Origin of the sequence: uncultured Intestinimonas sp. (genome assembly GCF_944387245.1) — a bacterium.
Taxonomy (GTDB): Bacteria; Bacillota; Clostridia; order Oscillospirales; family Oscillospiraceae; genus Intestinimonas.
The window spans coordinates 21,498-44,499 of sequence record NZ_CALXEE010000001.1 but is presented as its reverse complement, the minus strand read 5'-3'; the positions used below and the strand labels follow the sequence as shown (position 1 = coordinate 44,499).

Genomic DNA, 23,002 nt, shown 5'->3' with positions numbered 1-23,002 from the left:
TTACGGCTCCTCCGTGATGGACTTAAGGTAGTCCACCAGTTCTTCAAAGGCCATGCCCCGGGAGGCCTTCACCAGAATGGTGGAATTGGGACGCACCAGCTGTTCCAGAATAGGCTTGGCCTCTTCCTTGGTCAGGCACCAGAAGGACTCGGCCACATTGGCCTCCTGGGCGGCCTTGTAGATGTGCTGGGCCAGTTCACCCACCGCCAGCAGGCAGTCGATGCCCGCCTTGGCCAGATAGGCGCCCACCCCGGCGTGGAGGTTGGGGGCGAAGGGCCCCAGCTCGAACATATCGCCCAGTACAGCGATCTTGTAGCCCGAGCCGGTCTTGGCCAGCACCTCCACCGCCGCCCGCATGGACTGGGGGTTGGCGTTGTACGTGTCGTTGAGAATGGTGATGCCGTTCCCCCGCTTGAGGATGTTCATGCGCATCTTGGTGGGTGCAAAGCGCAGAATGCCCCGGGCAATCTCCTCGCTGGTCATGCCGAAGTGCTCCGCCACCGCCGCAGCGGTAAGGGTGGGATAGAGCATGTGGCTGCCCAGAGCGGGGATCTGGACGTCAAAATCGGTGCCGGGGGTGGTCACATGGCAGCAGACGCTCTTTTCCCCGTCCGCCGACACGTCGGTGGCCCGGTACTCCAGGCCCTCCGCCGTACCCACCGACACCGTCTCAAAGGCCAGGGTGGGCCGCAGGGCAGCCAGGAGGGGATCGTCCCCGTTGAGGATCACGAAGCCCTTCTCCGGATCCATGTGGGAAAAGATCTCACACTTGGCCTTGAGGATGTTCTCCCGGGAACCCAGGTTCTCGATATGGGAGTCACCGATGTTGGTGATGACGGCCACATCGGGCTCCACGATGGCGCCGAGGTACTCGATCTCCCCAAAGTGGTTCATGCCCATCTCCAGCACACAGATCTCGTGGGTGCTGTTCAGGCGCAGCAGGGTGAGGGGCAACCCCACCTCGTTGTTGAAGTTGCCTTCCGTCTTGAGGACCTTGAACCGCTCCCCCAGCACCGCCGCCACCATGTCCTTGGTGGTGGTTTTTCCTACGCTTCCGGTGATGGCCACGTAGGGGATGGGGAACTTCCGCTTATACCAGCGGGCCAGGTCCCGGAGGGCCTTCTGGGTGCTGTTCACCTTGATATAGAACTTGCCGGGCAGATAGCTCTCCCGCTCCCGCTGGGTGAAGCAGCCGGCCGCGCCGCCCTCCAGGGCATCGTTGATGAAGGCGTGGCCGTCAAAGCGCTCCCCCACCAGGGGGATGAAAAGGGCGCCGGGATCAGGCTTCCGACTGTCGGTGAAAACGTGGGTCACCGTCTGGTCCAGATCGGTGAATTCCCCCAGCAGTTTGCCGTCCACGGCCGCAATGATCTCTCGTATGGTAATGGGCTCCATAGTATGACCTTCTCCTTTTTCTGCTTCTCTCAACGTCCGGCCTTCCGGGCTTCCAGGGAGGCGGTGAGGATGCGCTCACACAGGGTGGGATAATCGATGCCCACCGCCGCCGCCTCCTGGGGCAGGAGGCTGGTGGGGGTCATGCCGGGCAGGGTATTGATCTCCAAAAACCAGGGCTTCCCCTGGGCATCCACAATGAAATCGCTGCGGGAGTACACCGCCAGGCCCACCAGGGCGTGGACCTTCTGGGCCGTCTCCTCCAGCAGGGTCTCCAGCTCCGGGTCCACCGGCGCCGGGCAGACCTCCACCGCCGCCCCCGGCTGGTACTTGTTCTCGTAGTCGTAAAAGCCCTGCTTGGGGATGATCTCGATGGAGGGCAGGGCCTTCTCCTCCAGCACGCCCACCTGGATCTCCCGGCCCGAGACATACTGCTCCACGATGACCCTACCGCCGAAGCTCAGTCCGGAGGTGAGAGCTGCCGTGAGCTCGGCGGGAGTGCGGGCGATGGACACACCGATGGAGGAGCCGGAGTCCATGGGCTTCACCACCAGGGGGAGCTCCAGGCTCTGGCTCAGAGTGGGGATCTCCGCCTCGGTATACTCCAGCAGCCTCCACTGGGGGGTAGCCACTCCGGCCTGGGCACACAGGCGCTTGGTCAGGTCCTTATCCATGGCGATGGCGCTGCCCAGGTGGCCAGAGCCGGTATAGGGGATACCCATGAGGTCCAGGGCGGCCTGTACCCGGCCGTCCTCACCGCAGGCGCCGTGGAGGGCCAAAAAGACGGCGTCAGCGCCGGCACACAACTCCAGCACCCCCGGACCGAACTGGCTCTCACTCTTCCACTTCCGCTGGACACGGATCTCATCCAGGTCGGGAGCGGTGTGATCTACCCTTCGCCACTTCTCGGGCGCCGGGGCATCGTAGACCTCCTCCGGCGTTCCCTCCCAGTTCTCCAAGCCAAAATACAGATCCACCAGGGCCACCCGGTGGCCGCGGCTCCGCAGCGCCTCCGCCACCATGACGCCCGAGGACAGGGATACGTTGCGCTCGGGACTCAGTCCGCCGGCCAAGACCACGATCTTCATGCAGACAAAACTCCTCTCGGAATTGGTTCCTCACTGACAGGATATGCGGAAACGCCGGAAAAGACACTGGATTTTCGGCGCTTCTCTCACGAATATATTATTTTACCATATCGTTGTAAAAATCTCAACATGAATGTCCCACATCCCTTCTCTTTCCCGGGGAGAGCAAAGGGCAAAAACAGAGCCGCTGACGGTGTCAGCGGCTCTGTTTCACAATCGTTGGATTTCCCCAAAAATCCGGACCTTTAGTCCAGGGGCTTCATGGTGGGGAAGAGGATGACCTCGCGGATGGTATCGGAGTTGGTCAGCAGCATGACGCAGCGGTCGATGCCGATGCCCAGGCCGCCCGTGGGGGGCATGCCGTACTCCAGGGCGTTGATGAAGTCCTCATCCATCATGCCGGCCTCGTCGTCGCCGGCCTCACGGAGGGCGATCTCATGCTCGAAGCGGCCCCGCTGGTCGATGGGGTCATTGAGCTCGGAGAAGGCGTTGGCAAACTCGGCGTGGTTGATGAAGAGCTCGAACCGCTCAGTGAGGCGGGGGTCCTTGGGAGAACGCTTGGTGAGGGGGGAGACCTCCACCGGGTACATGGTGATGAAGGTGGGCTGGATCAGCTTCTCCTCCACCCGCTGGTCGAAGCACTCGTAGAGGGCGGTGCCCCAGGTGCGCTCGCAGCCTTCCAGGTCGATGCCCACGGCCTCAGCGGCCTTGCAGGCGGTCTCGTCGTCGCTGATGGCGTCGAAGTCCACACCCACATACTGCTTCACGGCGTCGATCATGGTCAGCCGCTGCCAGCCGGGAGTCAGGTCGATGTCGGTGCCCAGCCACTGGACGTGGTAGTCGCCCAGGATCTCCTTGGCGGCGGAGGACAGGATGCCCTCGGTGATGTCCATCATGTCGTGGAAGTCGGCATAGGACTCATAGAGCTCAATGGAGGTGAACTCGGGGTTGTGCTTGGGGTCCATGCCCTCGTTGCGGAAGATGCGGCCGATCTCGTACACCCGCTCGAAGCCGCCCACGATGAGGCGCTTCAGATGGAGCTCGGTGGCGATACGCATATACATATCGATGTCCAGGGTGTTGTGGTGGGTGATGAAGGGCCGGGCAGTGGCGCCGCCGGAGATGGTGTTGAGGACGGGGGTCTCCACCTCCATATAGTCCCGGGCATCCAGATAGGCACGGACGTGCTTGATGAACTTGGTGCGGATCTCGAAGGTCCGGCGCACATCCTCGTTCATGATGAGGTCCACGTAGCGCTGACGGAACCGGGTCTCGGTGTCCTTCAGACCGTGGAACTTCTCAGGCAGGGGGATGAGGGACTTGGACAGGAGGGTGACCTTATGGGCCTTGATGGAGATCTCGCCCCGCTTGGTCTTGAAGACCTCGCCCTCGACGCCCACGATGTCGCCGATATCGGTCTTCTTGAACTTGGCAAAGGGCTCCTCGCCCAGCTCGTCGATGCGGACATAGAGCTGGATGCGGCCCTTCCCGTCCTGAAGATCGCAGAACACGGCCTTGCCCATGCCACGTTTGGACATGATCCGGCCCGCCACGGAGACCTGTTTGCCCTCCATCTCATCAAATTTCTCTTTCACATCGGCGCTGTGAGCAGTGACGATGTATTTGGTGATCTGGAAGGGGTCCTGACCCGCGTCCTGGAGCTCTTTGAGCTTGGCGCGGCGGATGCGTCTCTGCTCGGACAGGTCCAGCTCCTCGGGAGCGCCTGTGTTCTTCTCTTCTGTCATTTCGGGTTCCTCCTGTCTTGCCTTTCTCAGGCCTTTTGAATATCTAAGACCTGGTAGCGCAGGACGCCGGCAGGCGCCTCCACCACCACGTCATCTCCGACGACCTTGCCCAGCAGGGCCTTGCCGAAGGGAGATTCCTCAGAAATGAGGCCGTTCATGGGGTCGGCCTCCTGGGAGCCCACCACCTGGTAGACCTCCTCCTCGTTGAACTCCTTGTCCAGGACCGTGATCTTGCTGCCCAGACGCACTGCATTGTGGTTGGCGTCGTGGGCCTCCTCGATGACCACGCAGTTCTGGAGGATACCCTCCACCTCCGCAATCCGGGAGTAGAGCTTGCCCTGCTCGTTCTTGGCCTCGTCGTATTCGCTGTTCTCGCTCAGATCGCCAAAGGACCGGGCCTCCTTGATCTGGTCGGCCACTTCCTTTTCACGGACGGTTTTCAGATAGACCAGCTCATCCTGGAGCGCCTTGAACCGCTCAGGGCTCAGTTTATACTCTTTCGCCATGCTGTTTCTGCTTCCTTTCTGCGCCTTTTCCGGCGGAAATGGGGGTAAATTCCCCTGGAAAGACCGTTATCGGTCATAATCTGCTATGCAAATAGTGATACCTTTACATTATTCTGTATTATATGTACTTTCCTCCAGTCTGTCAAGTGTGAAAATGGGCCTGCACGGTAATATCGCCCCGTTCCAGCCGGCCGGAGGCCCACAGGGCGGCAAGCAGAGGCAGGGCGGCGGCGTCACCCGGAAGAGCGCCCTCCCGCAGGTTGAAGCGGTACTCCGCCAGCCCGGGCGTCTCCCCTGAGAGATCCACGATCCGCCCCCTTCTCCCCTCCCCAGGCGGTGAGAAACACAGGGCCAGGTGGGTCCATCTCTCTGGCCCGCCCTCCACCACCGGCAGCCCGAACTCCCGGTTCAGCTCCCGCTGAAGCTCCTCGCCGCCGGCGGGGACCTCCACCAGGAGCTGACGCACCTGGGGACACAGCTCCATGGCCGCCGCCCGCAGGGCACGGGTGACCCTGTCCCCTTGCAGGGTCACGCTGGCCTGCCGGAGCGGCACCCCGTCCCCCGCCAGCGCCGCCAGGGCAATCGGCACGGCCATAGCCCGGCACAGCTCCCCCGTCTCCACCGGTCGGAGCCCCTGGGCCAACACCTCCTCCCAGAGGGGAAATCCTTCCGGGGCCAACACCCGGATCACCCCCGCCTTTCGGAGAGCCCTTGCTGTCCGCCGGACCCGCCGGGGCGTCAGGGCACTCCCCGGTATCTCCCCACGCAGCAGGGACAGCCCCAGCAGCCTCTCCCGGGAGAGACGGATCAGGAAGCGGTTTCCCGACCCGGGTACGATATGGCCTGTCATCTCACTCACCTCGGGAAAGGATATGCGCCTCCATTTCCCTTTATCCAAGGGATAAAACAGCCCCGGAAGCACAGGTCTTCCGGAGCCGTTGGTTCAGTTTTCCTCCAGCAGTGCCAGGGCGGCCTGAAGCTGGGGGTCGTCCTCCGGCGCCAGGCTGCCGGCGGCCAGAGCCGCGCTCTGCGCTTCGGTCAGGGTGACCTTCTGGTCCAGGGTGAGGCCGGTCCCGATGAGGCAGACGCCCTTTCCGGTGTAATACCGGGCAGTAGAGATGTTGACGGCATCTCCGTTGAGCAGGGGGAAGGTCTGCTGGGAGAAGCCCTTGCCGAAGGTGGGCTCTCCCACCACCACGCCCCAGTCCATCTCCTGGAGCTCAGCTGCGAAGAGTTCCGCCGCCGAATAGGTGTTCCCGTTGACCAACACCGCCATGGGGAGGTCCACACAGTCGGCATCCGAGGTGACCACCCGTTTTGCTCCCGCCTTGGTCTCGCTGCGGAAGATGTCCCCCTCTGGCAGCAGGTGGTCCAGCAGGGTGGTGAGCTCATCTACATAGCCGCCGCCGTTGTTACGCACGTCAAAGACCAGCCGCTCCGCCCCCTGCTCCACCAGGTCCTCCACGGCAGCGATGGTCTCCTCGGCACAGCGGCTGTTGAAGTTCTTGATGGTAATCAGCCCCGTGCTGTCGCTCAGAAGCTCCCCCTTGGCCGGGTGCTTCTCCACTGTCCTCCTGGTTACCGCCGCCTCCCGGCGCACTCCGTCAGCGGACATGATGGTGAGCACCACTTGGGTGCCCTCCTCCCCCTTGATGAGAGTGGTACCCTCCTGCTGGTTCTCCGCCGTCAGTTCGGTGCCGTCCACCGCCACGATCCGCTCCCCGGCCGTCAGGCCGGCCTCCTCCGCTGGTCCCCCCTCGGTCACCGACTGGATAAGCATGCCGCCCTCCTCGGGATAGGTGACGGTGACGCCGATACCCACATAGGAGTTGCTGCGGCTCTCCTGCTGGGCGGCATAGCCGTCGGCGTCCATATAGTAGGACCAGCGGTCCCCAAGGCCCTCGATGAGGGCATCCATGGCCTGGTCCACCGCTTTATCAATGTCGTGCTCTCCCACAAACTGGGTGTTGATGAGGACCATGGCCTGTGCCATCCCCAGTCCGGCCCGCCCCAAGAGCACCCAGGCCGCCCCAGCCAGGACGGCTACTGTCACCGCCGCCGCCAGCAGGGCGGTGACCACCAGCGCCAACAGGGAAAAACGCTTCTCTTTCAACGCAGAGGCCTCCTTATAAAAGAGCAGAGACGGGGCTCTCGCCCCGTCTCCTCCCTTCCTGCCATATTGTAATTACAAGGAAATCTGTGGACCGCTCAGATCAGCTGTAACGGAACTGACCGGCCAGCGACGGATAATAGTTCAGCGCGTCGGTCCGGCTGCCGTTGACCCGGAACTCCAGGTGCAGGTGGTTGCCGGTAGAGGAGCCGGTGGTGCCCACGTAACCCAGCACCTGGCCCTGGGTCACCACATCGCCCTCGGAGACCGCCCGGGAATTCATATGGGCGTAGAGGGTGGAGATGCCGTTGTCGTGCTGGACCACCACGTAGTTGCCATAGGAGCTGTTATAAGTAGAGATGGTCACCACACCGCCCCGGGCCGACAGAATCTTGGTGCCGCCGGGGGCGGCGATATCGGTGCCGGTGTGGTTGCCTGGCCGCCCGGTGATGGGGTGGATTCGGGGTCCGAACGTGGAGGTAATGGTGTAGTACCCGGGGACCGGCCACTGCCAGCCGGAACCGGGATCAAAGCTGATCTGTCCGGCGGCGATGAGGGACTGGAGCTCCTTCTGCTTCTGAACGATCTGGGCATCGATGCGGTCGGCCTCCGCCTTCAGCTCGGCCTCCGCCTGCTCCAGCTTGGACTCGTCCGCCTTGATGCTCTCAATCAGCTGGTCCACCTCTGTCTTTTTGGCGTTCAGCTCGCTCTTCTGACCCTCCAGCTCGTCCTTCTGGGCCTGCTGGTCGGCGCGGGAGGCCTCCAGGCTCTCCTGCTGGGTCTGGAGCTCCTGACGGGTGGCCGCCAGCTCGTCCATGATCTGATTGTCATAGTCCATGATCTCGCTGACCATGGTGGCCCGATCCAGCAGATCGGAGAAGCTGGAGGCCCCGAACAGGATATCCCAGTAGGAGACAGTGCCCATCTCCTCCATCACCCGCACCCGTTTACAGAAGAGGGCATACTGTTCCTCCTCCTTGGCCTGGGTCTCGGCCACCTGTGTCTCCTTCTCGGCGATGAGCTGGTCGTACTGGGCGATGGTGGCACTGACGCCGTTGATGCTTTCGGTAAGAGCATTGATCTGCTGCTCCAGTAGACTTTTTTGTTGCAGAGCCTGATTCTTGTCGTTCTGGATGCTGTCCAGCTGCTCCCCCAGGGCGTCAATCTGGTCGTTCAGATCGGCCACCTGGGACTTTCCCGCATCGATCTGCGACTGGAGCTCCTCCTGGGTGGCGGCCCCCGCCGTCTGGAACACCATGGTCACCATGGGCAGGATCATCAGCAGCGCCATCAGCAGGGCCAGCAGCGCCACCACAGTTTTATGCCAGTCCCGCTTGGGGCGTTTGGCCGCCGCTTTCTTGGGGACACGCTTTGCTTCGGACACGTTCGTTTCTCCTTTCCCAGGTCGGTGCAGGTCACACCTGCAGGAACTTGCGGATGGCCAACAGACTGCCGCCGGCACCAATGGCCAGGCCGGCCGCCGCAAAGGCCCCCAGCACCCGGAGGGCCAGGGTCTTAAAGGGGACGATGGCAATGAGCTGCAGCCCGCCGTACTCGGTGATAGCGGTGACAATCAGGCTGTAAATTCCCCACTGGAGGAAGAAGGCCAGCAATGCGCCGATGAGGCCCAGGATCATACCTTCAAAGATGAACGGCCATCGGACGAACCAGTTTGTAGCGCCGCACATCTTCATGATGGCGATCTCCTCCCGGCGGTGGAAGGTAGCCAACTTGATGGTGTTGGCGATGATAAAGAGGGAAATGATAAGCAGCATCAGGATCAGAATCCACGCCACTGCGCCTGCCACATTCCGGACGGTGACGAAGCCCTGGGCCACGTCCAGGGCGGCCTGGGTCTTGGCGATGCCGTCCACCTGCTCCACTTCCTTGACCGTCTGGGCCAGCTTTTCGATGTCCACCACATGGATCTGATAGCGGTGGCGCAAGACCTCCGACGGCAGGTCGAAGAGCTCGGCGTACTCGCTGTCCACATAGCGCTGCTTGTAATTCTCCAGCGCCTGCTGCGCTGTTACGAAGGTCACAGAGTCCACATTGGGGACCGCCTCCAGTTTAGACTGGAGGGCCCGGGCCTGTGCCTCGGTTAGGCTGTCGTCCACATAGGCGGTAAATTCGTTCTGGGCCTCCAGATCTCCCAGGGTGTTGTCCAGGTTGACTGCCACAAGGGAAAAGGAGCCCATGATGATGAGGCAAGCCACGATCATACACACGGCGGCAAAGGACATCAGGCCGTGGGTGAAGATGCTGTGGAAGCCCTCTTTCATGTGATAACCCATATTATACTGACTCATTGTTGTAATACCCACCCATTCCGTCGCTGATGATCCGGCCGCTCTCAATGGCCACCACTCGTTTGGAGAAGCGGTTGACCAGTTCCTTCTCGTGGGTCACAACCATGACGGTAGTGCCCAGCTCATTGATCTTCTCCAACAGCATCATGATCTCCAGGGAGCGCTGGGGGTCCAGATTGCCGGTGGGCTCATCGGCCACGATGACCTGTGGGTTGTTCACCAGGGCCCGGGCGATGGCCACACGCTGCTGTTCACCGCCGGAAAGCTCTGTGGGGAGCCGGTCCCCTTTGTGGTCCAGGCCCACCAGCTGCAGGACGTAGGGCACCCGCTTCCGGATCTCCCGGGGGGAGGCCCCCACCACCCGCATGACGAAGGTCAGATTCTCCTCTACCGTCTTTTTCTCGATGAGACGGAAATCCTGGAAGATGACCCCCAGGGTCCGGCGCATGTATGGGATCTGTCGTGGGCGGATGTTGTTCATGTTATACCCGTTGACCATGATGCGTCCCCCGGAGCAGGTCACCTCGCCGGTAATAATCTTCAGAATGGTGGACTTTCCAGATCCGGAAGGCCCCACCAAAAAGACAAATTCCCCATCCTCAATCTTCATGGAGATGCCCTTGAGCGCCCGGGTACCGTTGTCATAGGTCTTTTGTACATCGATAAGACGTATCATATGCAATCCTCACAAATAAGGCACAGCGACAGCGGCGGGGGCAGTTCCCCCCGCCCTACCAAAAAACGCAAGACTGAGACTCGGTAGGACGGGGGCACCGCCCCCGCCGCAGATCATGTGTAATTAAGATTCGATGCCTCTGGACACCAGATACTTCTTGACCATCAGGGCCACCTTGAAGGTGATGGCATCGTCGAACTCCCGGAGGTCCAGGCCGGTGAGCTTCTTGATCTTCTCCAGCCGATAGACCAGGGTGTTCCGGTGGACGAAGAGCTTCCGGGCCGTCTCGGAGACGTTCAGGTTGTTCTCAAAGAACTTGTTGATGGTAAACAGGGTCTCCTGGTCCAGAGAGTCGATGGGGTTCTTCTTGAAGACCTCCTGGAGGAACATCTCGCAGAGGGTGGTGGGCAGCTGATAGATGAGCCGTCCGATGCCCAGGTTCTCATAGTTGATGATGGACTTCTCGGTGTCGAAGACCTTGCCCACATCGATGGCAACCTGGGCCTCCTTGTAGGCCCGGGCCAGCTCCCGGATGTGACCCACCACGGTGCCCACGCCGATGACCACCTTCAGCCCCAGTTCGTTCTTCAGGGCGTTCTCCACCTGCTCGGCGATGCGGTAGAGGTCCTTGGCCTCCACCCCGTCCCCCAGCTGCTTGATGAGGGTGAGGTCGGTCTCGTTGATGGAGAGGACAAAGTCCGACTGCTTGTCCGGGAAGAGGGACTGAACCACGTCGATGGCGGCCATGTCGGTGGTGCCCACCTGGCGGATCAGGAATACGGCTCGGGGCACCTCGGAGACAAAGTGGAGCTCCTTGGCCCGGACATAGATGTCCCCCAAGAGAATGTTGTCGGAGATGATGCTCTTGACAAAGGTGGCCTTGTCGTGCTTCTCCTCATAATAGGCCTTGGCCCCATTCAGCGCCACTACAGCCATGGCGCACACTGTGCGGGCGGTCTCATCCTCGCCCCGGGCAAAGGCGGCATAGTCAAACTGGGAGCTCCACCCCGCCAGTGGCTTGAAAGTGTTCCCTCCAAAGGCTACCAGCTCGGTCTCCGCGGCGTTCACCGCTTCCACCGCACCGCCCCACTTTTCTCCAATGCAGGTAAGCTCATTGCAGGCTACCACCGTTCCTTCGGAATCGATGACGCCGATGGCGCGGTCGGTGCTGTCCTTCATCTGCAAAACCACGCTTTGGAAAATCCGGCTGGACATCGTGCGTTGCCCCCTTCTCAGCGCATCATTGCGCAAAAATCTCAAACAGCCGGTTCACTGAACAACGTCAAATCCGGCTTTTCTATTATACTGGTTTTTTTCTCCCTTTTCAATAGGGAATCCGCATTTTTTTGTGAAAAATGCCGAAGAACCTCAAGTGAGGTCTTTCATGGGGGGCTGGAGGGTCATCGCAACCCTTCCAGAGCTTCTCGCTCCACCTCTGTCAGCGGCCGCCAGCTCCCGGGCGCCAGGTCCCGGTCCAGTACGATAGGGCCCATAGACAGCCGCTTGAGATAGACAACCGGCTTGCCCCGTGCGGCCAGCATCCGCTTGACCTGGTGGTACTTCCCCTCCCGAAGGGTGACCAGACCGGTGTCCGACGGCTCCAGCACCTCCAGCTCCGCCGGCAGGCATTGGAGCCCATCCCCCAGCGTCATTCCCCCCCGGAAGGCGGCGCTGTCCGCTTTGTCCAGTTTGCCGTCCACCCGGACGAAGTAGACCTTGTCCACGTGCTTTTTGGGCGCCAGGAGCCGGTGGCCCAGAGGTCCGTCGTTGGTGAGGAGCAGGAGCCCCTCGGTGTCCTTATCCAGCCGGCCTACCGGAAAGAGGCCAATCCGCCGCAGGTGGGGCGGCAACAGATCCAGCACCGTGGGCTGCTTTGGGTCCTCAGTGGCCGACAGCACCCCGCCGGGCTTGTGCATCATGAGGTAGACACACTTCTCCCCGTCCACCTCCTCGCCGTCCACCGCCAGCACCGTGGACGCCCGGTCGAATTTCTCCTCCGGCCGCCGGACCACAGCACCGTCCGCCGTCACCCGCCCGGCCTTCACCAGGTCCTTCACTTCCCGTCGGGACCAGCGCCCGGTGCCGGAGAGAATCTTATCCAGCCGCTCCAATGCCATATTGCTTTCGCTCCTTTTCCGTGGTCATAGCAGCGCTCCTTCCCGCATATCAATCCCTTGAGACCAGCATGGAAGGAGCGTTGCGCTGTGTTTATCTGGACTGCCAAACTGCGCCGGGGGAGGCTGGCCGCCGGTGCGGCGGCGCTGCTGCTGGCGCTGTGCGGAGCAGTTGTCCTTGCCGGCGGCCTCTCCCCCGGTGAGGTGGATGCCGTCTCCCCCGCCCCTGCCAGCCCCAAGGGCATCAAGACCAATGAGGACCGGGTGGCTTATCTGGAAAGCTACGGCTGGACCGTCTCTCCCGAGGCGGTGTCGGTGGAGGAGCTCCTCATCCCCGAGGAGTTCGACGAAACCTACGATCAGTACCTGGCCCTCCAGGCCCAGCAGGGCTTTGACCTCACCCAGTACAAAGGCAAGCGGGTGAAGCGGTACACCTACGAGGTGACCAACTACCCCTCCGGGGAGCAGGGCGTGGAGGCCGGCCTCCTCATCTACAAAAATACCGTAGTGGCCGGCGAGGTCCTCTCCACCAAGCTGGGCGGCTTTATCCAGGGCCTGGCCATGCCCAGCTGAGCCGTCCATCGCACAACAAGACAGGCTGCCGGAAAAGTCCCTGCGGCTTTTCCGGCAGCCTTTGCCCGTTTACTGCCCGTACAGCAGGGCATGATAGGCGTTGTAGAGGAATACCATGTACAAAATGGCGCCCACCAGCATAGCCACCGCCGTGCCGATCACCAGGAACACTGCGATGATCTGTACAAAGGGGACCAGGAGCAGCACCATGAATACCACCATGGCCACCGAGCAGATCAGATAGAGTTTCCACACCACGACACCTTTCGCGGCCAAGGCAGCGTATCCGTTCACCGTGAGGAACTGTCCCGCCGCTGTGCAGATCAGGTAGACGTTCAGCACCCCCAGCACCGCTTCTGCAACGACCGCCAGAATTGCCAGGGCCACCATCCCTGTCAGTGTCAGGATCACCTGTGCGACTCCTAAAACAATGAGGGCGATGTTGACTTGAAAGGCCGTGCGGAAATAGGGATGCGTAGGCGCAGCCATACTCAAAGCGATCAGGTTCAGGATGAGAGAGGCAAGACTTGCCAGGCCAGCCAGACCGCTATCTCCCAGCACTGCTGAAATCGCTGCCAGGATCTCACCAATGAAGAGTAGTTTCAAGCTCTTTCCTACTGCTAGATTGTCCTCGTACATGCTTCTTTCTCCTCCTCATGCCTTCATGATTCAGAAATTCTCCACGCCCAGTAGGATATGGTAGGCATTGCTAAGGAACTTCAGATACAAGATACTGCCTACCAGCGCGGCTACTGCCGTGCCGATCACCAGCACACCGGCCAATATCAGCAAAATGGGCGCCAGGGCCATCACCATAAAGCAGGCAAGGGCGATGGTGCAGAACAGATTGACCTTCCACACGGTGGCCCCCTTGTCAGCCAGGGTAGCATAACCGTTGATGATAAGGATCTGTCCCGCTGCCGTACAGACGAGATAGACAATATATGCATCCAGAGCCAGGCTGGCTATAGAGAACACGATCGCCAGTCCTGTCAGCTGGTATGCTCCGCTAAAAATTGTCAGGCCGGTAAGTACCAGCCGGACGATATTGAGCCAAAATGCCCGGCTGAAATAGGGGTGGCTGGGCGCAGCCACATTGAGCGCCCCGATGCCCATTATAATGGCCACCAAATTCAGAACCCCGACCAGGATACCCTCCCTCATCAGTCCCCCGATCAGGGCAAGCAGTTGGGAGACGAACATGAGCCTCAGGCCTCTGCCGGCCAGCAGGTTGTCGTCGTACATGTGCAGTTCCCCCTCACTCTTTCATGATGTGTACGTTGAGGTGGTTATAGGTGAGCTCCACACCCTCCCGGTCAAAGGCAGCCCGAACCTGCTCCAGCAGATCGTAATAGAGGTCCCAGTAGTCCTCCGTGGCACACCACGCCCGCAGCGTATAACTGACGCTGCTCTCCCCCAGGGCGGTGGTGCGGACAAAGGGCTCTGGCGTGAAGAGCGCCTTTGGATGGGCGCCGATGACCTGGCGCATGATCTCCTTGACCTGCTCTGGGTCGGCGTCATAGGAGACGGTAAAGGTGAGATCCACCCGGCGCTGCTCCTGCTTGTTATAATTAATGATTTTCTCCCCTGAGATTTCCCCGTTGGGGATGAAGATGATTTTGTTGTCAATGGTCTTCAGCTTCGTGTAGACCAGGCCGATCTCGTTGACCGTACCGGACACGCCCCCAGCCTCCACGTAATCGCCCACCGCAAAGGGACGGGAGGCCATCACCGTAATGCCCCCAGCCAGATTGGACAGGCTCCCCTGAAGAGAGAGGGACAGCGCCACACCGATAACGCCCAGCACTGTCACCAGAGAGTTGACCGGGACATCCAGATATCCCGCCACGATCAGGCCGGTGATCACCCACATCAGCACCTTGAGGCAAGAGCGGGTGAACTTATGTACGGTGGGCTCCACCTTCAGCCGGGTCATGGTCCGGTCGATGATGGACATCACCGTCTTCATCACCGCCAGGCAGACCAGAAAAAGCAGCACGCTGTAGAGCGCCTTATCCCAGGTCATCCCCTTGGCGATCTGCTCAAATACCTCCACTGTCTCCTCCGGCGTCGTGGTGGAGGTGGGCAGCTCCGCCGACATCTCCCCCGCCCCCTTTCTTCCTTCCGTCGTCGTATTGTTTTATCAGTATACCATGGGCCCGCAAAAAAGAGAACCCACCCGTGGAAAAAAGATGGTCCACAGGCATCTGTCCCCATCCGGCTACACAGTGGCCCACAGACAAAAAAACACCCCACCGCATCTGCGGTGGGGTGTTTCAGGCGTAAAATTACTCCTCGATCTCGATAACCACGCCGGAACCCACGGTACGGCCACCCTCACGGATAGCGAAACGCAGGCCCTTCTCAATGGCGATGGGGGTGATCAGCTCGACCTTCATGTCGACGTTATCGCCAGGCATGCACATCTCGGTGCCCTCGGGCAGGGTGATGACGCCGGTAACGTCGGTGGTACGGAAGTAGAACTGAGGACGATAGTTGTTGAAGAAGGGGGTGTGACGGCCGCCCTCGTCCTTGCTCAGGACGTACACCTGGCCCACGAACTTGGTGTGGGGGTGAATGGAGCCGGGCTTGCACAGCACCTGGCCACGCTCGATATCGGTCTTGGCAATACCACGCAGCAGGCAGCCAGCGTTATCACCAGCCTCGATATAGTCGAGGGTCTTGCGGAACATCTCCATGGAGGTGACGACGGTGGACTTCTTCTCGTCGCTCAGGCCCACGATGTCGACGGTCTCGCCAGCCTTCAGCACGCCACGCTCCACACGGCCGGTGGCCACGGTGCCACGGCCGGAGATGGTGAACACGTCCTCGACGGGCATCAGGAAGGGCAGGTCGTCGTTACGGGCGGGAGTGGGGATATAGGAGTCGACAGCGTCCATCAGCTCCTTGATGCAGGCGAAAGCGGGATCGTTGGGGTCGCCGGACTCGCAGGTCAGAGCGTTCAGAGCGGAACCCTTGATGATGGGGGTGTCATCGCCGGGGAACTCGTACTTGTCGAGGGTCTCACGGACCTCCATCTCGACCAGCTCCAGCAGCTCCTCGTCGTCGACCTGATCGCACTTGTTCAGGAAGACCACGATGGCGGGCACGCCCACCTGACGGGCCAGCAGGATGTGCTCCTTGGTCTGAGCCATGGGGCCGTCAGTGGCGGCGATGACCAGGATGGCGCCGTCCATCTGGGCAGCACCGGTGATCATGTTCTTGATATAGTCGGCGTGGCCCGGGCAGTCGACGTGGGCATAGTGACGAGCGTCGGTCTCGTACTCCACGTGGGCGGTGTTGATGGTGATACCACGCTCACGCTCCTCGGGAGCCTTATCGATGCTGGAGTAGTCCTCGTACTGAGCCTGGCCCTTCAGAGCCAGATACTTGGTGATAGCGGCGGTCAGAGTGGTCTTGCCGTGGTCAACGTGGCCAATAGTGCCGATGTTGACATGGGGCTTGGTACGCTCAAATTTAGCCTTAGCCATTTTAAGTTGTCCTCCTTATATTACAGGTTTTACGACTGTATAATTACGGGTAACATTCTAACGCATAGCCGCCAGAATTGCAATACCCTTTCTCGCCCTGCCCTGGGGCAAAAGCCCCAGGGAAAGCGTAGAATTTATTCCGCGTTGTTGCGGCCGCGCTCGGCAATGATCTTGTCGGCAATGCTCTTGGGAATCTCCACATAGCTGTGGGGCTCCATGGAGTACTGGCCGCGGCCCTGAGTGCTGGAACGCAGGTCGGTGGCGTAGCCAAACATGTTGGCCAGAGGCACCAGAGCGTCGATCTGGGTGGCGCCGGGACGGCTCTCCTGGCCCTGGATCATGCCGCGGCGGCCGTTCAGGTCGCCGATGACGTTGCCCAGGTACTCGTCGGGGACGATGACGGAGACCTTCATCACAGGCTCCAGCAGGATGGGATTGGCCTTCCGGCAGGCCTCCTTGAAGGCCATGGAGCCGGCAATCTTAAAGGCCATCTCGGAGGAGTCCACCTCGTGGTAGGAGCCGAAGGTCAGGTGGACCTTCACATCGACCACGGGGTAGCCGGCCAGAACACCGGCCTGCATGGCGCCCTGGATACCGGCGTCGACAGCGGGGATATACTCCTTGGGGATGACGCCGCCGGTGATCTCGTTGAGGAACTCATAGCCCTTGCCGGGCTCGTTGGGCTCAACGGTAATGCGGACGTGGCCGTACTGGCCCTTACCGCCGGACTGACGGGCATACTTGGTGTCCTGCTCCACACTCTTCTTGATGGTCTCCTTGTAGGCGACCTGGGGAGCGCCCACGTTGGCCTCCACCTTGAACTCGCGGAGCAGACGGTCCACGATGATCTCCAGGTGGAGCTCGCCCATGCCGGCGATGATGGTCTGACCAGTCTCTTCGTCGGTATAGGTCTTGAAGGTGGGGTCCTCCTCGGCCAGCTTCACCAGAGCAAGGCCCATCTTCTCCTGACCGGCCTTGGTCTTGGGCTCGATGGCCACGCGGATAACGGGCTCGGGGAACTCCATGGACTCCAGGATAATGGGATGCTTCTCATCACACAGGGTGTCGCCGGTGGTGGTGTTCTTCAGGCCAACCACGGCGGCAATGTCGCCGGAGTAGACGGTCTCGATGTCCTCGCGGTGATTGGCGTGCATCTGCAGGATACGACCGATGCGCTCCTTCTGGTTCTTGGTGGAGTTGAGCACGGAGGTACCGGTGTTGAGCACGCCGGAGTACACGCGAATGAAGGACAGACGGCCCACATAGGGATCGGTCATGATCTTGAAGGCCAGAGCGGAGAAGGGGGCGTTGTCGTCGGCGGGACGATGGTCCTCTTCGTCGGTATCGGGGTTCACACCGTCGATGTCGGGGATGTCCACAGGAGAGGGCATGAAGTCCACGATGGCGTCCAGCAGCTTCTGCACGCCCTTGTTCTTATAGGAGGTGCCGCAGGTCACGGGGACAAACTTGTTGTCGATGGTGCCCTGACGGATGACCTTCCGGATCAGGTCCTGGGGAATGGGCTTCTCCTCCAGGGCCAGCTCCATGATCTCATCGGAGAGATCGGCGCAGGCGTCGATGAGCTTGGTCCGGTACTCCTGAGCCAGCTCCATCATATCGGCGGGGATCTCCTCCACGCGCATGTCCTTACCCATCTCATCATAGTAGATGTCAGCGTCCATCTCGATGAGGTCGATGATGCCCTTGAAGGTCTCTTCCTTACCGATGGGGAGCTGGATGGGCACGGCGTTGCACTTGAGGCGGTCGTGGATCATGCGCAGCACGTTGTAGAAATCGGCACCCATGATATCCATCTTATTGACGTAGATCATGCGGGGGACCTTGTAGTGGTCGGCCTGGCGCCACACAGTCTCGGACTGGGGCTCCACGCCGCCCTTGGCGCACATGACGGTCACGGAACCGTCCAGCACGCGCAGGGAACGCTCCACCTCAACGGTGAAGTCCACGTGGCCCGGGGTGTCGATGATGTTGATACGGGTCTGGGGGAACTGGTTCTTGGAGCCCTTCCAGTAGCAGGTAGTAGCGGCAGAGGTGATGGTGATGCCGCGCTCCTGCTCCTGAGCCATCCAGTCCATAGTGGCGGTACCGTCGTGGGTCTCGCCAATCTTGTAGTTGACGCCGGTGTAGAACAGGATGCGCTCGGTCGTCGTGGTCTTACCGGCATCGATATGAGCCATGATGCCGATATTACGCGTATTCTCTAGGCTGACTTTTCTAGGCATACTCTAATAACTCCTTATTACCAGCGGTAATGCGCGAAGGCCTTGTTGGACTCGGCCATCTTGTGAGTATCCTCGCGCTTCTTGACCGCGGAACCGAGGTTATTGGCGGCATCCATGATCTCGCCGGCGAGACGCTCCTTCATGGTCTTCTCGCTGCGGTTGCGGGCATAAGTGGTGAGCCAGCGCAGACCAAGGGTCTGACGACGCTCGGGGCGGACCTCGATGGGCACCTGGTAGGTGGCGCCGCCCACACGGCGGGCCTTGACCTCCAGGGACGGCATGATGTTCTCCAGAGCGGTGGTGAAAACCTCCAGGGGCTCCTTACCGGTCTTTTCCTTGATAATGTCGAAAGCACCGTAGACCACTTTCTGGGAGACACCCTTCTTGCCGTCCAGCATGATGCTGTTGACCAGCTTGGTCACCAGGACGGAGTTATACAGGGGATCGGGCAGAACCTCCCGCTTGGGTACGTTTCCTCTTCTGGGCACTTTGCTTCCCTCCTTCACAGTATGATTTCATAGGTACTCGAAGGCTTTCAAAAAGCCCCCGTGTAAGACAAGTGCCTGCTTGTCCAGTGCCTCACAGGAAAACGCCCCTATTATATAGGTAAGCGCTTCTGCAAGGACAACTGCCTTGCGCTACGAGCGCGAAAGTCGTTCATGGTTGTGCGGAACGCCAGAGGCGTCCCATGGAGAAGTAATCTCTTACTTCTTGCCGGCCTTGGGCCGCTTGGCGCCGTACTTGGAACGGGCCTGCATACGACCGTTGACGCCCTGGGTGTCGAGGGTACCACGGATGATGTGGTAACGCACGCCGGGGAGGTCCTTAACACGGCCGCCGCGGATCATGACCACGGAGTGCTCCTGCAGGTTGTGGCCGACACCGGGGATATAGGCGGTGACCTCGTAACCGTTGGTGAGCTTCACACGGGCGATCTTACGGAGCGCGGAGTTAGGCTTCTTGGGGGTAGAGGTACGAACAGCGGTGCACACGCCGCGCTTCTGGGGAGAAGGCAGGTCGGTCTCGCGGTTCTTCAGGGTGTTCAGGCCGTGCTGCATGGCGGGGGAAGTGGACTTGTAGGTCACCTTCTCGCGGCCCTTGCGGACGAGCTGGTTGAACGTAGGCATGGATATTTCCTCCTTTCTCGCATTTTCAATCAAAAATATATTTTAACGGAACAACAGAAAATTATTCCGTTAAAATCACTTTCAGCGGACCAGTGCCGCCACGGCGGCCCCCACGGCAATGCCGCAGGCCTGGCCCAACTCCCGCATGGCGGGAACACGGACGACCTCTGTGCCCCGCTCGGCGCACAAGGTCTCGATGGGTCCGGTCACACCCGGGTCGGCGTCCTCTGCCAGATAGACCCGAACGGCCTTTCCATCGCTGAGAGCGCGGCGGGTCTGCTTGGCGCCCACCACCCGGGGTCCGGTCTTGAGCTCGGTGAGCAAACCGTCATCCCCCTTGAGTTCAGATGTCCCAATGGAAAGCGGGGTTTTCCACCCACTTTTCCACCGAGCGCAGAATACACCTGCGCAATTTGGGATTATACCATGGGCCACAAGGGAAGTCAAGCGATATTTTGACAGGAAAAACCACCACACCGCCTGCTGCTTTATACATTTTTGCATGTTTACCATGAAAAACGTCCGTAGCCGTACATGTTTTTTCTATCGAAAGGAAATATCTGGTCGTTCAAAAGGGCCTTAGGGTCCCATCGCGCCGTTACATTTTTTCATAGGAAAGTTCCTTCTTTCGTTTCTATTTTCCCAGTTTTCACTTGTTTTTCATTATAATTTTAGTTTAAAAAGTAGTACCTTTTCTGCTGCTGCGGTGGTACAATCAGGGGTGATGACACAACCACACAGAAGGAGTGAGCCGGATGAAAAAAATGACCCCAAACCTGCGCTATTTGCAGATGCTCTCCCGCCAGTACCCCACCGTCCAGGCGGCCAGCAGTGAGATCATCAATCTCCAAACCATCCTGAACCTACCCAAGGGGACCGAACACTTCATCTCCGACGTGCACGGCGAATACGAGGCTTTCCTCCACATCCTCAACTCGGCCTCGGGTGTGGTCCGGGAGAAGGTGGACGCCCTCTTCGCAACCAGCGTGTCCAAGGCGGAGCGGGACCAGCTGGCCACCCTCATCTACTACCCCGAGGAGAAGCTCAGCGTAATCGCCGCCCAGACCGAAAGCCAGGAAGAGCTGGAGGAGTGGTACCGCATCACCCTCCACCGGCTCATCGACATCTGCCGCCTGGTCACCTCCAAGTACACCCGCTCCAAGGTCCGGAAGGCCCTGCCCAAGGAGTACGCCTACATCATCGACGAGCTGCTCAACACCAATTATGAGTTCCACAACAAGCGGGACTATTATGAGAACATCATCTCCACCATCATCGACATCGACCGGGCTGAGGGCTTCATCATCGCCGTGTGCAACCTCATCAAACGCATGGTGGTGGACCGGCTCCACATGGTGGGCGACATGTTCGACCGAGGGCCCCGGGCAGACATCATCATGGACGCCCTCATGGCCCACCACAATGTGGATATTCAGTGGGGCAACCATGACGTGCTGTGGATGGGCGCCGCCACCGGCAGCCGCACCCTGGTGGCCACCGTGCTCTCCAACTCCATCCACTACAACAACCTGGAGGTCATCGAGACCGGCTACGGCATCTCCCTGCGCCCGCTGGCCCTCTTCGCCAACGAGGTCTACCGGGACTGCGACTGCTCCTGCTTCGAGGCCAAATTCGCCGGGGACGACGCCGACCACTACACCGAAAAGGACAAGGCCTTGGCCGCCCGGATGCACAAGGCCATCACCATCATCCTCTTCAAGCTGGAGGGGCAGAAGATCATGCGCAACCCCGGCTTCGGCATGGAGGACCGGCTGCTGCTGGACAAGATCGACTACGGGCACAAGTGCATCACCATCAACGGCGTCAAGTACGACCTGGCCGACACCGACTTCCCCACCGTGGACCGTGAGCACCCCTACGACCTCTCCCCCGAGGAGAGTGACCTCATCGACCAGCTCACCGACTCCTTCCAGCGCAGCGAAAAGCTCCAGAAGCATGTCCGCTTCCTCTACTCCAAGGGCGGGCTCTACAAGGTCTTCAACGGCAACCTCCTCCTCCACGGCTGCGTCCCCCTCACCGAGGACGGCCAGATCCTCAAGTTCAGCATGGTGGGCTGCAAGAACCTGGGTGGCCGGGCCTTCCTGGATCACGCCGAGGCCGTGGCCCGCCAGGGCTACTACGCCAAGCCCGGCACCCCGGAGCGCACTGCCGGTCAGGATTTCCTCTGGTTCCTCTGGTGCGGCCGCAACTCCCCCCTCTTCGGCCGGCACCAGATGACCACTTTCGAGCGCCGCCTCATCAAGGACGAGTCCTCCTGGGCCGAGCCCAAGAACGCCTACTATACCTATTACAATGACCCCGCCGTGTGCGACATGCTCCTGGCCGAGTTCGGACTCAGCGGCCCCCACTGCCACATCATCAACGGCCACGTGCCGGTGAAGTCCAAAAAGGGCGAGAGCCCCTTCAAGGGCGGCGGCAAGCTCATCGTCATCGACGGCGGCTTCTGCCGGGCCTACCAGCCCACCACCGGCATCGCCGGCTACACCCTCATCTACAACTCCAACTGCTACCGCATCGTCTCCCACAAGCCCTTCTCCGGCAAGCAGGAGGCCATTCGGGAAAATCGGGACATTGCCTCCACCTCCGAGGTCTTTGAGCGCATGGAGACCCGGGTCAAGATCTCCGGCACTGACATCGGCAGCGAGCTCCAGCAGCAGGTGGACGACCTGAAGGCCCTGCTCCGGGCCTACAGGATGGGCGAGGTTTTGGAGGACCACCGGGACTGATCGCCCTCACCCCAGGGCCACGTCCAGGACCATCATGAGGAGGAAACCGGACATCACCGCCAGGGTCCCCGTATTGGAGTGCTCCCCCAGATGGGCCTCCGGGATGAGCTCCTCCACCACTACATACAGCATGGCGCCGGCGGCAAAGGAGAGCAGCCAGGGCATGAGGGGGCCGATGCTCCCCGCAGCCAGCACCGTGAGGACACCGAAGATGGGCTCCACTACTCCAGAGGCGCTCCCGTACAGGAAGGCCTTCCAACGGCTCATCCCCTCCTGCCGCAGGGGTAGGGCCACCGCCGCCCCCTCGGGGAAGTTCTGGATACCGATGCCCAGGGCCAGCGCCATGGCCGCGGCATAGAGGCCCTCGTCCCCGCCGTGCTGGGCCGCCAGGGCAAAGTTGAGGCCCACCGCCATCCCCTCCGGGATGTTGTGAAGGGTGACCGCCAGCACCATGAGGGTGGTGCGTCTCAGGCCGGTGGGCATGCCCTCCGGGTCCCGGCTGCCGGGGTGGAGGTGGGGCAGGAGTTCGTCCAGCCCCAGCAGAAAGCCCACACCCATGAGAAAGCCCCCCGCCGCCGGTACCCAGCCCGGCCCTCCCATCGCCTCAGCCTCCCGGATGGCGGGGATGAGCAGGGACCACACGGCTGCCGCCGTCATGACGCCGGCGGCAAAGCCCAGAAAGATCCGCTGGAGCGCCGGCGTGGCGCTTTTGTGGAAGAAAAATACCAGAGCGGCGCCCAGGGCGGTCATCAGGAAGGTGAAGCCTGTGCCCCCCGCCGCCCATAAGATCGGTGACATAATATCTATTCTCCTTTTTCTGAAATCAACAAGCGCGCCGGCGAACAGAAAACCTCTGTTCACCGGCGCGCTGCTTTTGTAAA

The 23,002-nt window shown here is 60.7% G+C and carries 22 protein-coding genes; 2 read left to right on the top strand and 20 right to left on the bottom strand.

From position 1 onward, the window contains the following. The 11 genes from murF to Q0K15_RS00190 form a co-directional block, all read right to left on the bottom strand. On the bottom strand, positions 1-1,395 hold the full coding sequence (gene murF, locus Q0K15_RS00240; RefSeq protein WP_294510256.1) for a UDP-N-acetylmuramoyl-tripeptide--D-alanyl-D-alanine ligase: 1,395 nt from the start codon (positions 1,393-1,395) through the stop codon (positions 1-3). Positions 1,396-1,424: 29 nt separating this feature from the next. Continuing rightward, positions 1,425-2,480 carry a D-alanine--D-alanine ligase gene (locus Q0K15_RS00235; RefSeq protein ID WP_294510253.1) on the bottom strand — a complete coding sequence of 352 codons (1,056 nt, stop codon included), beginning with the start codon at positions 2,478-2,480 and terminating at the stop codon, positions 1,425-1,427. A 245-nt stretch (positions 2,481-2,725) separates the two neighbouring features. Beyond that, positions 2,726-4,225, bottom strand: coding sequence for a lysine--tRNA ligase (gene lysS, locus Q0K15_RS00230; RefSeq protein ID WP_294510250.1), 1,500 nt, complete (start codon positions 4,223-4,225; stop codon positions 2,726-2,728). 26 nt (positions 4,226-4,251) lie between these two features. Then, positions 4,252-4,731 carry a transcription elongation factor GreA gene (gene greA / locus Q0K15_RS00225; protein WP_294510247.1) on the bottom strand — a complete coding sequence of 160 codons (480 nt, stop codon included), beginning with the start codon at positions 4,729-4,731 and terminating at the stop codon, positions 4,252-4,254. 142 nt (positions 4,732-4,873) lie between these two features. After that, positions 4,874-5,581 carry a hypothetical protein gene (locus tag Q0K15_RS00220; RefSeq protein WP_294510244.1) on the bottom strand — a complete coding sequence of 236 codons (708 nt, stop codon included), beginning with the start codon at positions 5,579-5,581 and terminating at the stop codon, positions 4,874-4,876. Positions 5,582-5,674: 93 nt separating this feature from the next. Further along, positions 5,675-6,844, bottom strand: a complete 1,170-nt coding sequence (locus Q0K15_RS00215) for a S41 family peptidase (protein WP_294510241.1) — start codon at positions 6,842-6,844, stop codon at positions 5,675-5,677. Positions 6,845-6,944: 100 nt separating this feature from the next. Further along, positions 6,945-8,225, bottom strand: coding sequence for a peptidoglycan DD-metalloendopeptidase family protein (locus tag Q0K15_RS00210; protein ID WP_294510238.1), 1,281 nt, complete (start codon positions 8,223-8,225; stop codon positions 6,945-6,947). Positions 8,226-8,256: 31 nt separating this feature from the next. Beyond that, entirely contained in the window at positions 8,257-9,135 is an 879-nt protein-coding gene (gene ftsX / locus Q0K15_RS00205; RefSeq protein WP_294510236.1) for a permease-like cell division protein FtsX, read from the bottom strand. A 1-nt stretch (position 9,136) separates the two neighbouring features. Beyond that, positions 9,137-9,826 (bottom strand): cell division ATP-binding protein FtsE, encoded by a 690-nt coding sequence (ftsE, locus tag Q0K15_RS00200; protein WP_294510233.1) that lies wholly within the window; start codon positions 9,824-9,826, stop codon positions 9,137-9,139. Between the two features lie 123 nt (positions 9,827-9,949). Further along, a complete protein-coding gene (locus Q0K15_RS00195; protein WP_294510230.1) occupies positions 9,950-11,041 on the bottom strand; it encodes a helix-turn-helix domain-containing protein in 1,092 nt (363 codons plus the stop codon). Between the two features lie 185 nt (positions 11,042-11,226). Beyond that, positions 11,227-11,937, bottom strand: coding sequence for a 16S rRNA pseudouridine(516) synthase (locus tag Q0K15_RS00190; protein ID WP_294510443.1), 711 nt, complete (start codon positions 11,935-11,937; stop codon positions 11,227-11,229). Between the two features lie 93 nt (positions 11,938-12,030). Between Q0K15_RS00190 and Q0K15_RS00185 the strand changes: the two genes are divergently transcribed. Next, positions 12,031-12,513, top strand: a complete 483-nt coding sequence (locus tag Q0K15_RS00185) for a DUF4830 domain-containing protein (protein WP_294510227.1) — start codon at positions 12,031-12,033, stop codon at positions 12,511-12,513. A 69-nt stretch (positions 12,514-12,582) separates the two neighbouring features. On the opposite strand, the gene Q0K15_RS00180 is transcribed toward Q0K15_RS00185, so the two are convergent. The 8 genes from Q0K15_RS00180 to Q0K15_RS00145 all read right to left on the bottom strand — a co-directional run bounded on the left by Q0K15_RS00180 (position 12,583) and on the right by Q0K15_RS00145 (position 19,698). Beyond that, a complete protein-coding gene (locus Q0K15_RS00180) occupies positions 12,583-13,152 on the bottom strand; it encodes a hypothetical protein (RefSeq protein WP_294510224.1) in 570 nt (189 codons plus the stop codon). A 30-nt stretch (positions 13,153-13,182) separates the two neighbouring features. Further along, entirely contained in the window at positions 13,183-13,758 is a 576-nt protein-coding gene (locus tag Q0K15_RS00175) for a hypothetical protein (RefSeq protein WP_294510221.1), read from the bottom strand. Between the two features lie 13 nt (positions 13,759-13,771). After that, on the bottom strand, positions 13,772-14,614 hold the full coding sequence (locus tag Q0K15_RS00170; RefSeq protein WP_294510218.1) for a mechanosensitive ion channel family protein: 843 nt from the start codon (positions 14,612-14,614) through the stop codon (positions 13,772-13,774). A 187-nt stretch (positions 14,615-14,801) separates the two neighbouring features. Next, positions 14,802-16,004, bottom strand: a complete 1,203-nt coding sequence (gene tuf / locus Q0K15_RS00165; protein WP_294510214.1) for an elongation factor Tu — start codon at positions 16,002-16,004, stop codon at positions 14,802-14,804. Between the two features lie 134 nt (positions 16,005-16,138). Continuing rightward, positions 16,139-18,247: an elongation factor G gene (gene fusA, locus Q0K15_RS00160; RefSeq protein ID WP_294510211.1), complete on the bottom strand. Its 2,109-nt coding sequence runs from the start codon at positions 18,245-18,247 to the stop codon at positions 16,139-16,141. Between the two features lie 17 nt (positions 18,248-18,264). Next, positions 18,265-18,735, bottom strand: coding sequence for a 30S ribosomal protein S7 (rpsG, locus tag Q0K15_RS00155; protein ID WP_204739783.1), 471 nt, complete (start codon positions 18,733-18,735; stop codon positions 18,265-18,267). A 216-nt stretch (positions 18,736-18,951) separates the two neighbouring features. Next, on the bottom strand, positions 18,952-19,374 hold the full coding sequence (rpsL, locus tag Q0K15_RS00150) for a 30S ribosomal protein S12 (protein WP_204739785.1): 423 nt from the start codon (positions 19,372-19,374) through the stop codon (positions 18,952-18,954). An 81-nt stretch (positions 19,375-19,455) separates the two neighbouring features. Beyond that, positions 19,456-19,698: a ribosomal L7Ae/L30e/S12e/Gadd45 family protein gene (locus Q0K15_RS00145; RefSeq protein ID WP_294510202.1), complete on the bottom strand. Its 243-nt coding sequence runs from the start codon at positions 19,696-19,698 to the stop codon at positions 19,456-19,458. A gap of 431 nt (positions 19,699-20,129) precedes the next feature. Between Q0K15_RS00145 and Q0K15_RS00140 the strand changes: the two genes are divergently transcribed. Next, positions 20,130-22,121: a fructose-1,6-bisphosphatase gene (locus tag Q0K15_RS00140; RefSeq protein WP_294510199.1), complete on the top strand. Its 1,992-nt coding sequence runs from the start codon at positions 20,130-20,132 to the stop codon at positions 22,119-22,121. 6 nt (positions 22,122-22,127) lie between these two features. Here Q0K15_RS00140 and Q0K15_RS00135 read toward each other — a convergent pair whose 3' ends face one another. Next, a complete protein-coding gene (locus Q0K15_RS00135; RefSeq protein WP_294510196.1) occupies positions 22,128-22,919 on the bottom strand; it encodes a ZIP family metal transporter in 792 nt (263 codons plus the stop codon). Positions 22,920-23,002 lie beyond the last annotated feature (83 nt).

Coding starts and splice junctions, on each gene's coding strand:
- murF (WP_294510256.1), bottom strand. CDS start 1,395: ATGGAGCCCATTACCATACGAGAGATCATTGCGGCCGTGGACGGCAAA.
- Q0K15_RS00235 (WP_294510253.1), bottom strand. CDS start 2,480: ATGAAGATCGTGGTCTTGGCCGGCGGACTGAGTCCCGAGCGCAACGTA.
- lysS (WP_294510250.1), bottom strand. CDS start 4,225: ATGACAGAAGAGAAGAACACAGGCGCTCCCGAGGAGCTGGACCTGTCC.
- greA (WP_294510247.1), bottom strand. CDS start 4,731: ATGGCGAAAGAGTATAAACTGAGCCCTGAGCGGTTCAAGGCGCTCCAG.
- Q0K15_RS00220 (WP_294510244.1), bottom strand. CDS start 5,581: ATGACAGGCCATATCGTACCCGGGTCGGGAAACCGCTTCCTGATCCGT.
- ftsX (WP_294510236.1), bottom strand. CDS start 9,135: ATGGGTTATCACATGAAAGAGGGCTTCCACAGCATCTTCACCCACGGC.
- ftsE (WP_294510233.1), bottom strand. CDS start 9,826: ATGATACGTCTTATCGATGTACAAAAGACCTATGACAACGGTACCCGG.
- Q0K15_RS00195 (WP_294510230.1), bottom strand. CDS start 11,041: ATGTCCAGCCGGATTTTCCAAAGCGTGGTTTTGCAGATGAAGGACAGC.
- Q0K15_RS00180 (WP_294510224.1), bottom strand. CDS start 13,152: ATGTACGAGGACAATCTAGCAGTAGGAAAGAGCTTGAAACTACTCTTC.
- Q0K15_RS00175 (WP_294510221.1), bottom strand. CDS start 13,758: ATGTACGACGACAACCTGCTGGCCGGCAGAGGCCTGAGGCTCATGTTC.
- Q0K15_RS00170 (WP_294510218.1), bottom strand. CDS start 14,614: ATGTCGGCGGAGCTGCCCACCTCCACCACGACGCCGGAGGAGACAGTG.
- tuf (WP_294510214.1), bottom strand. CDS start 16,004: ATGGCTAAGGCTAAATTTGAGCGTACCAAGCCCCATGTCAACATCGGC.
- fusA (WP_294510211.1), bottom strand. CDS start 18,247: ATGCCTAGAAAAGTCAGCCTAGAGAATACGCGTAATATCGGCATCATG.
- rpsL (WP_204739785.1), bottom strand. CDS start 19,374: ATGCCTACGTTCAACCAGCTCGTCCGCAAGGGCCGCGAGAAGGTGACC.
- Q0K15_RS00140 (WP_294510199.1), top strand. CDS start 20,130: ATGAAAAAAATGACCCCAAACCTGCGCTATTTGCAGATGCTCTCCCGC.
- Q0K15_RS00135 (WP_294510196.1), bottom strand. CDS start 22,919: ATGTCACCGATCTTATGGGCGGCGGGGGGCACAGGCTTCACCTTCCTG.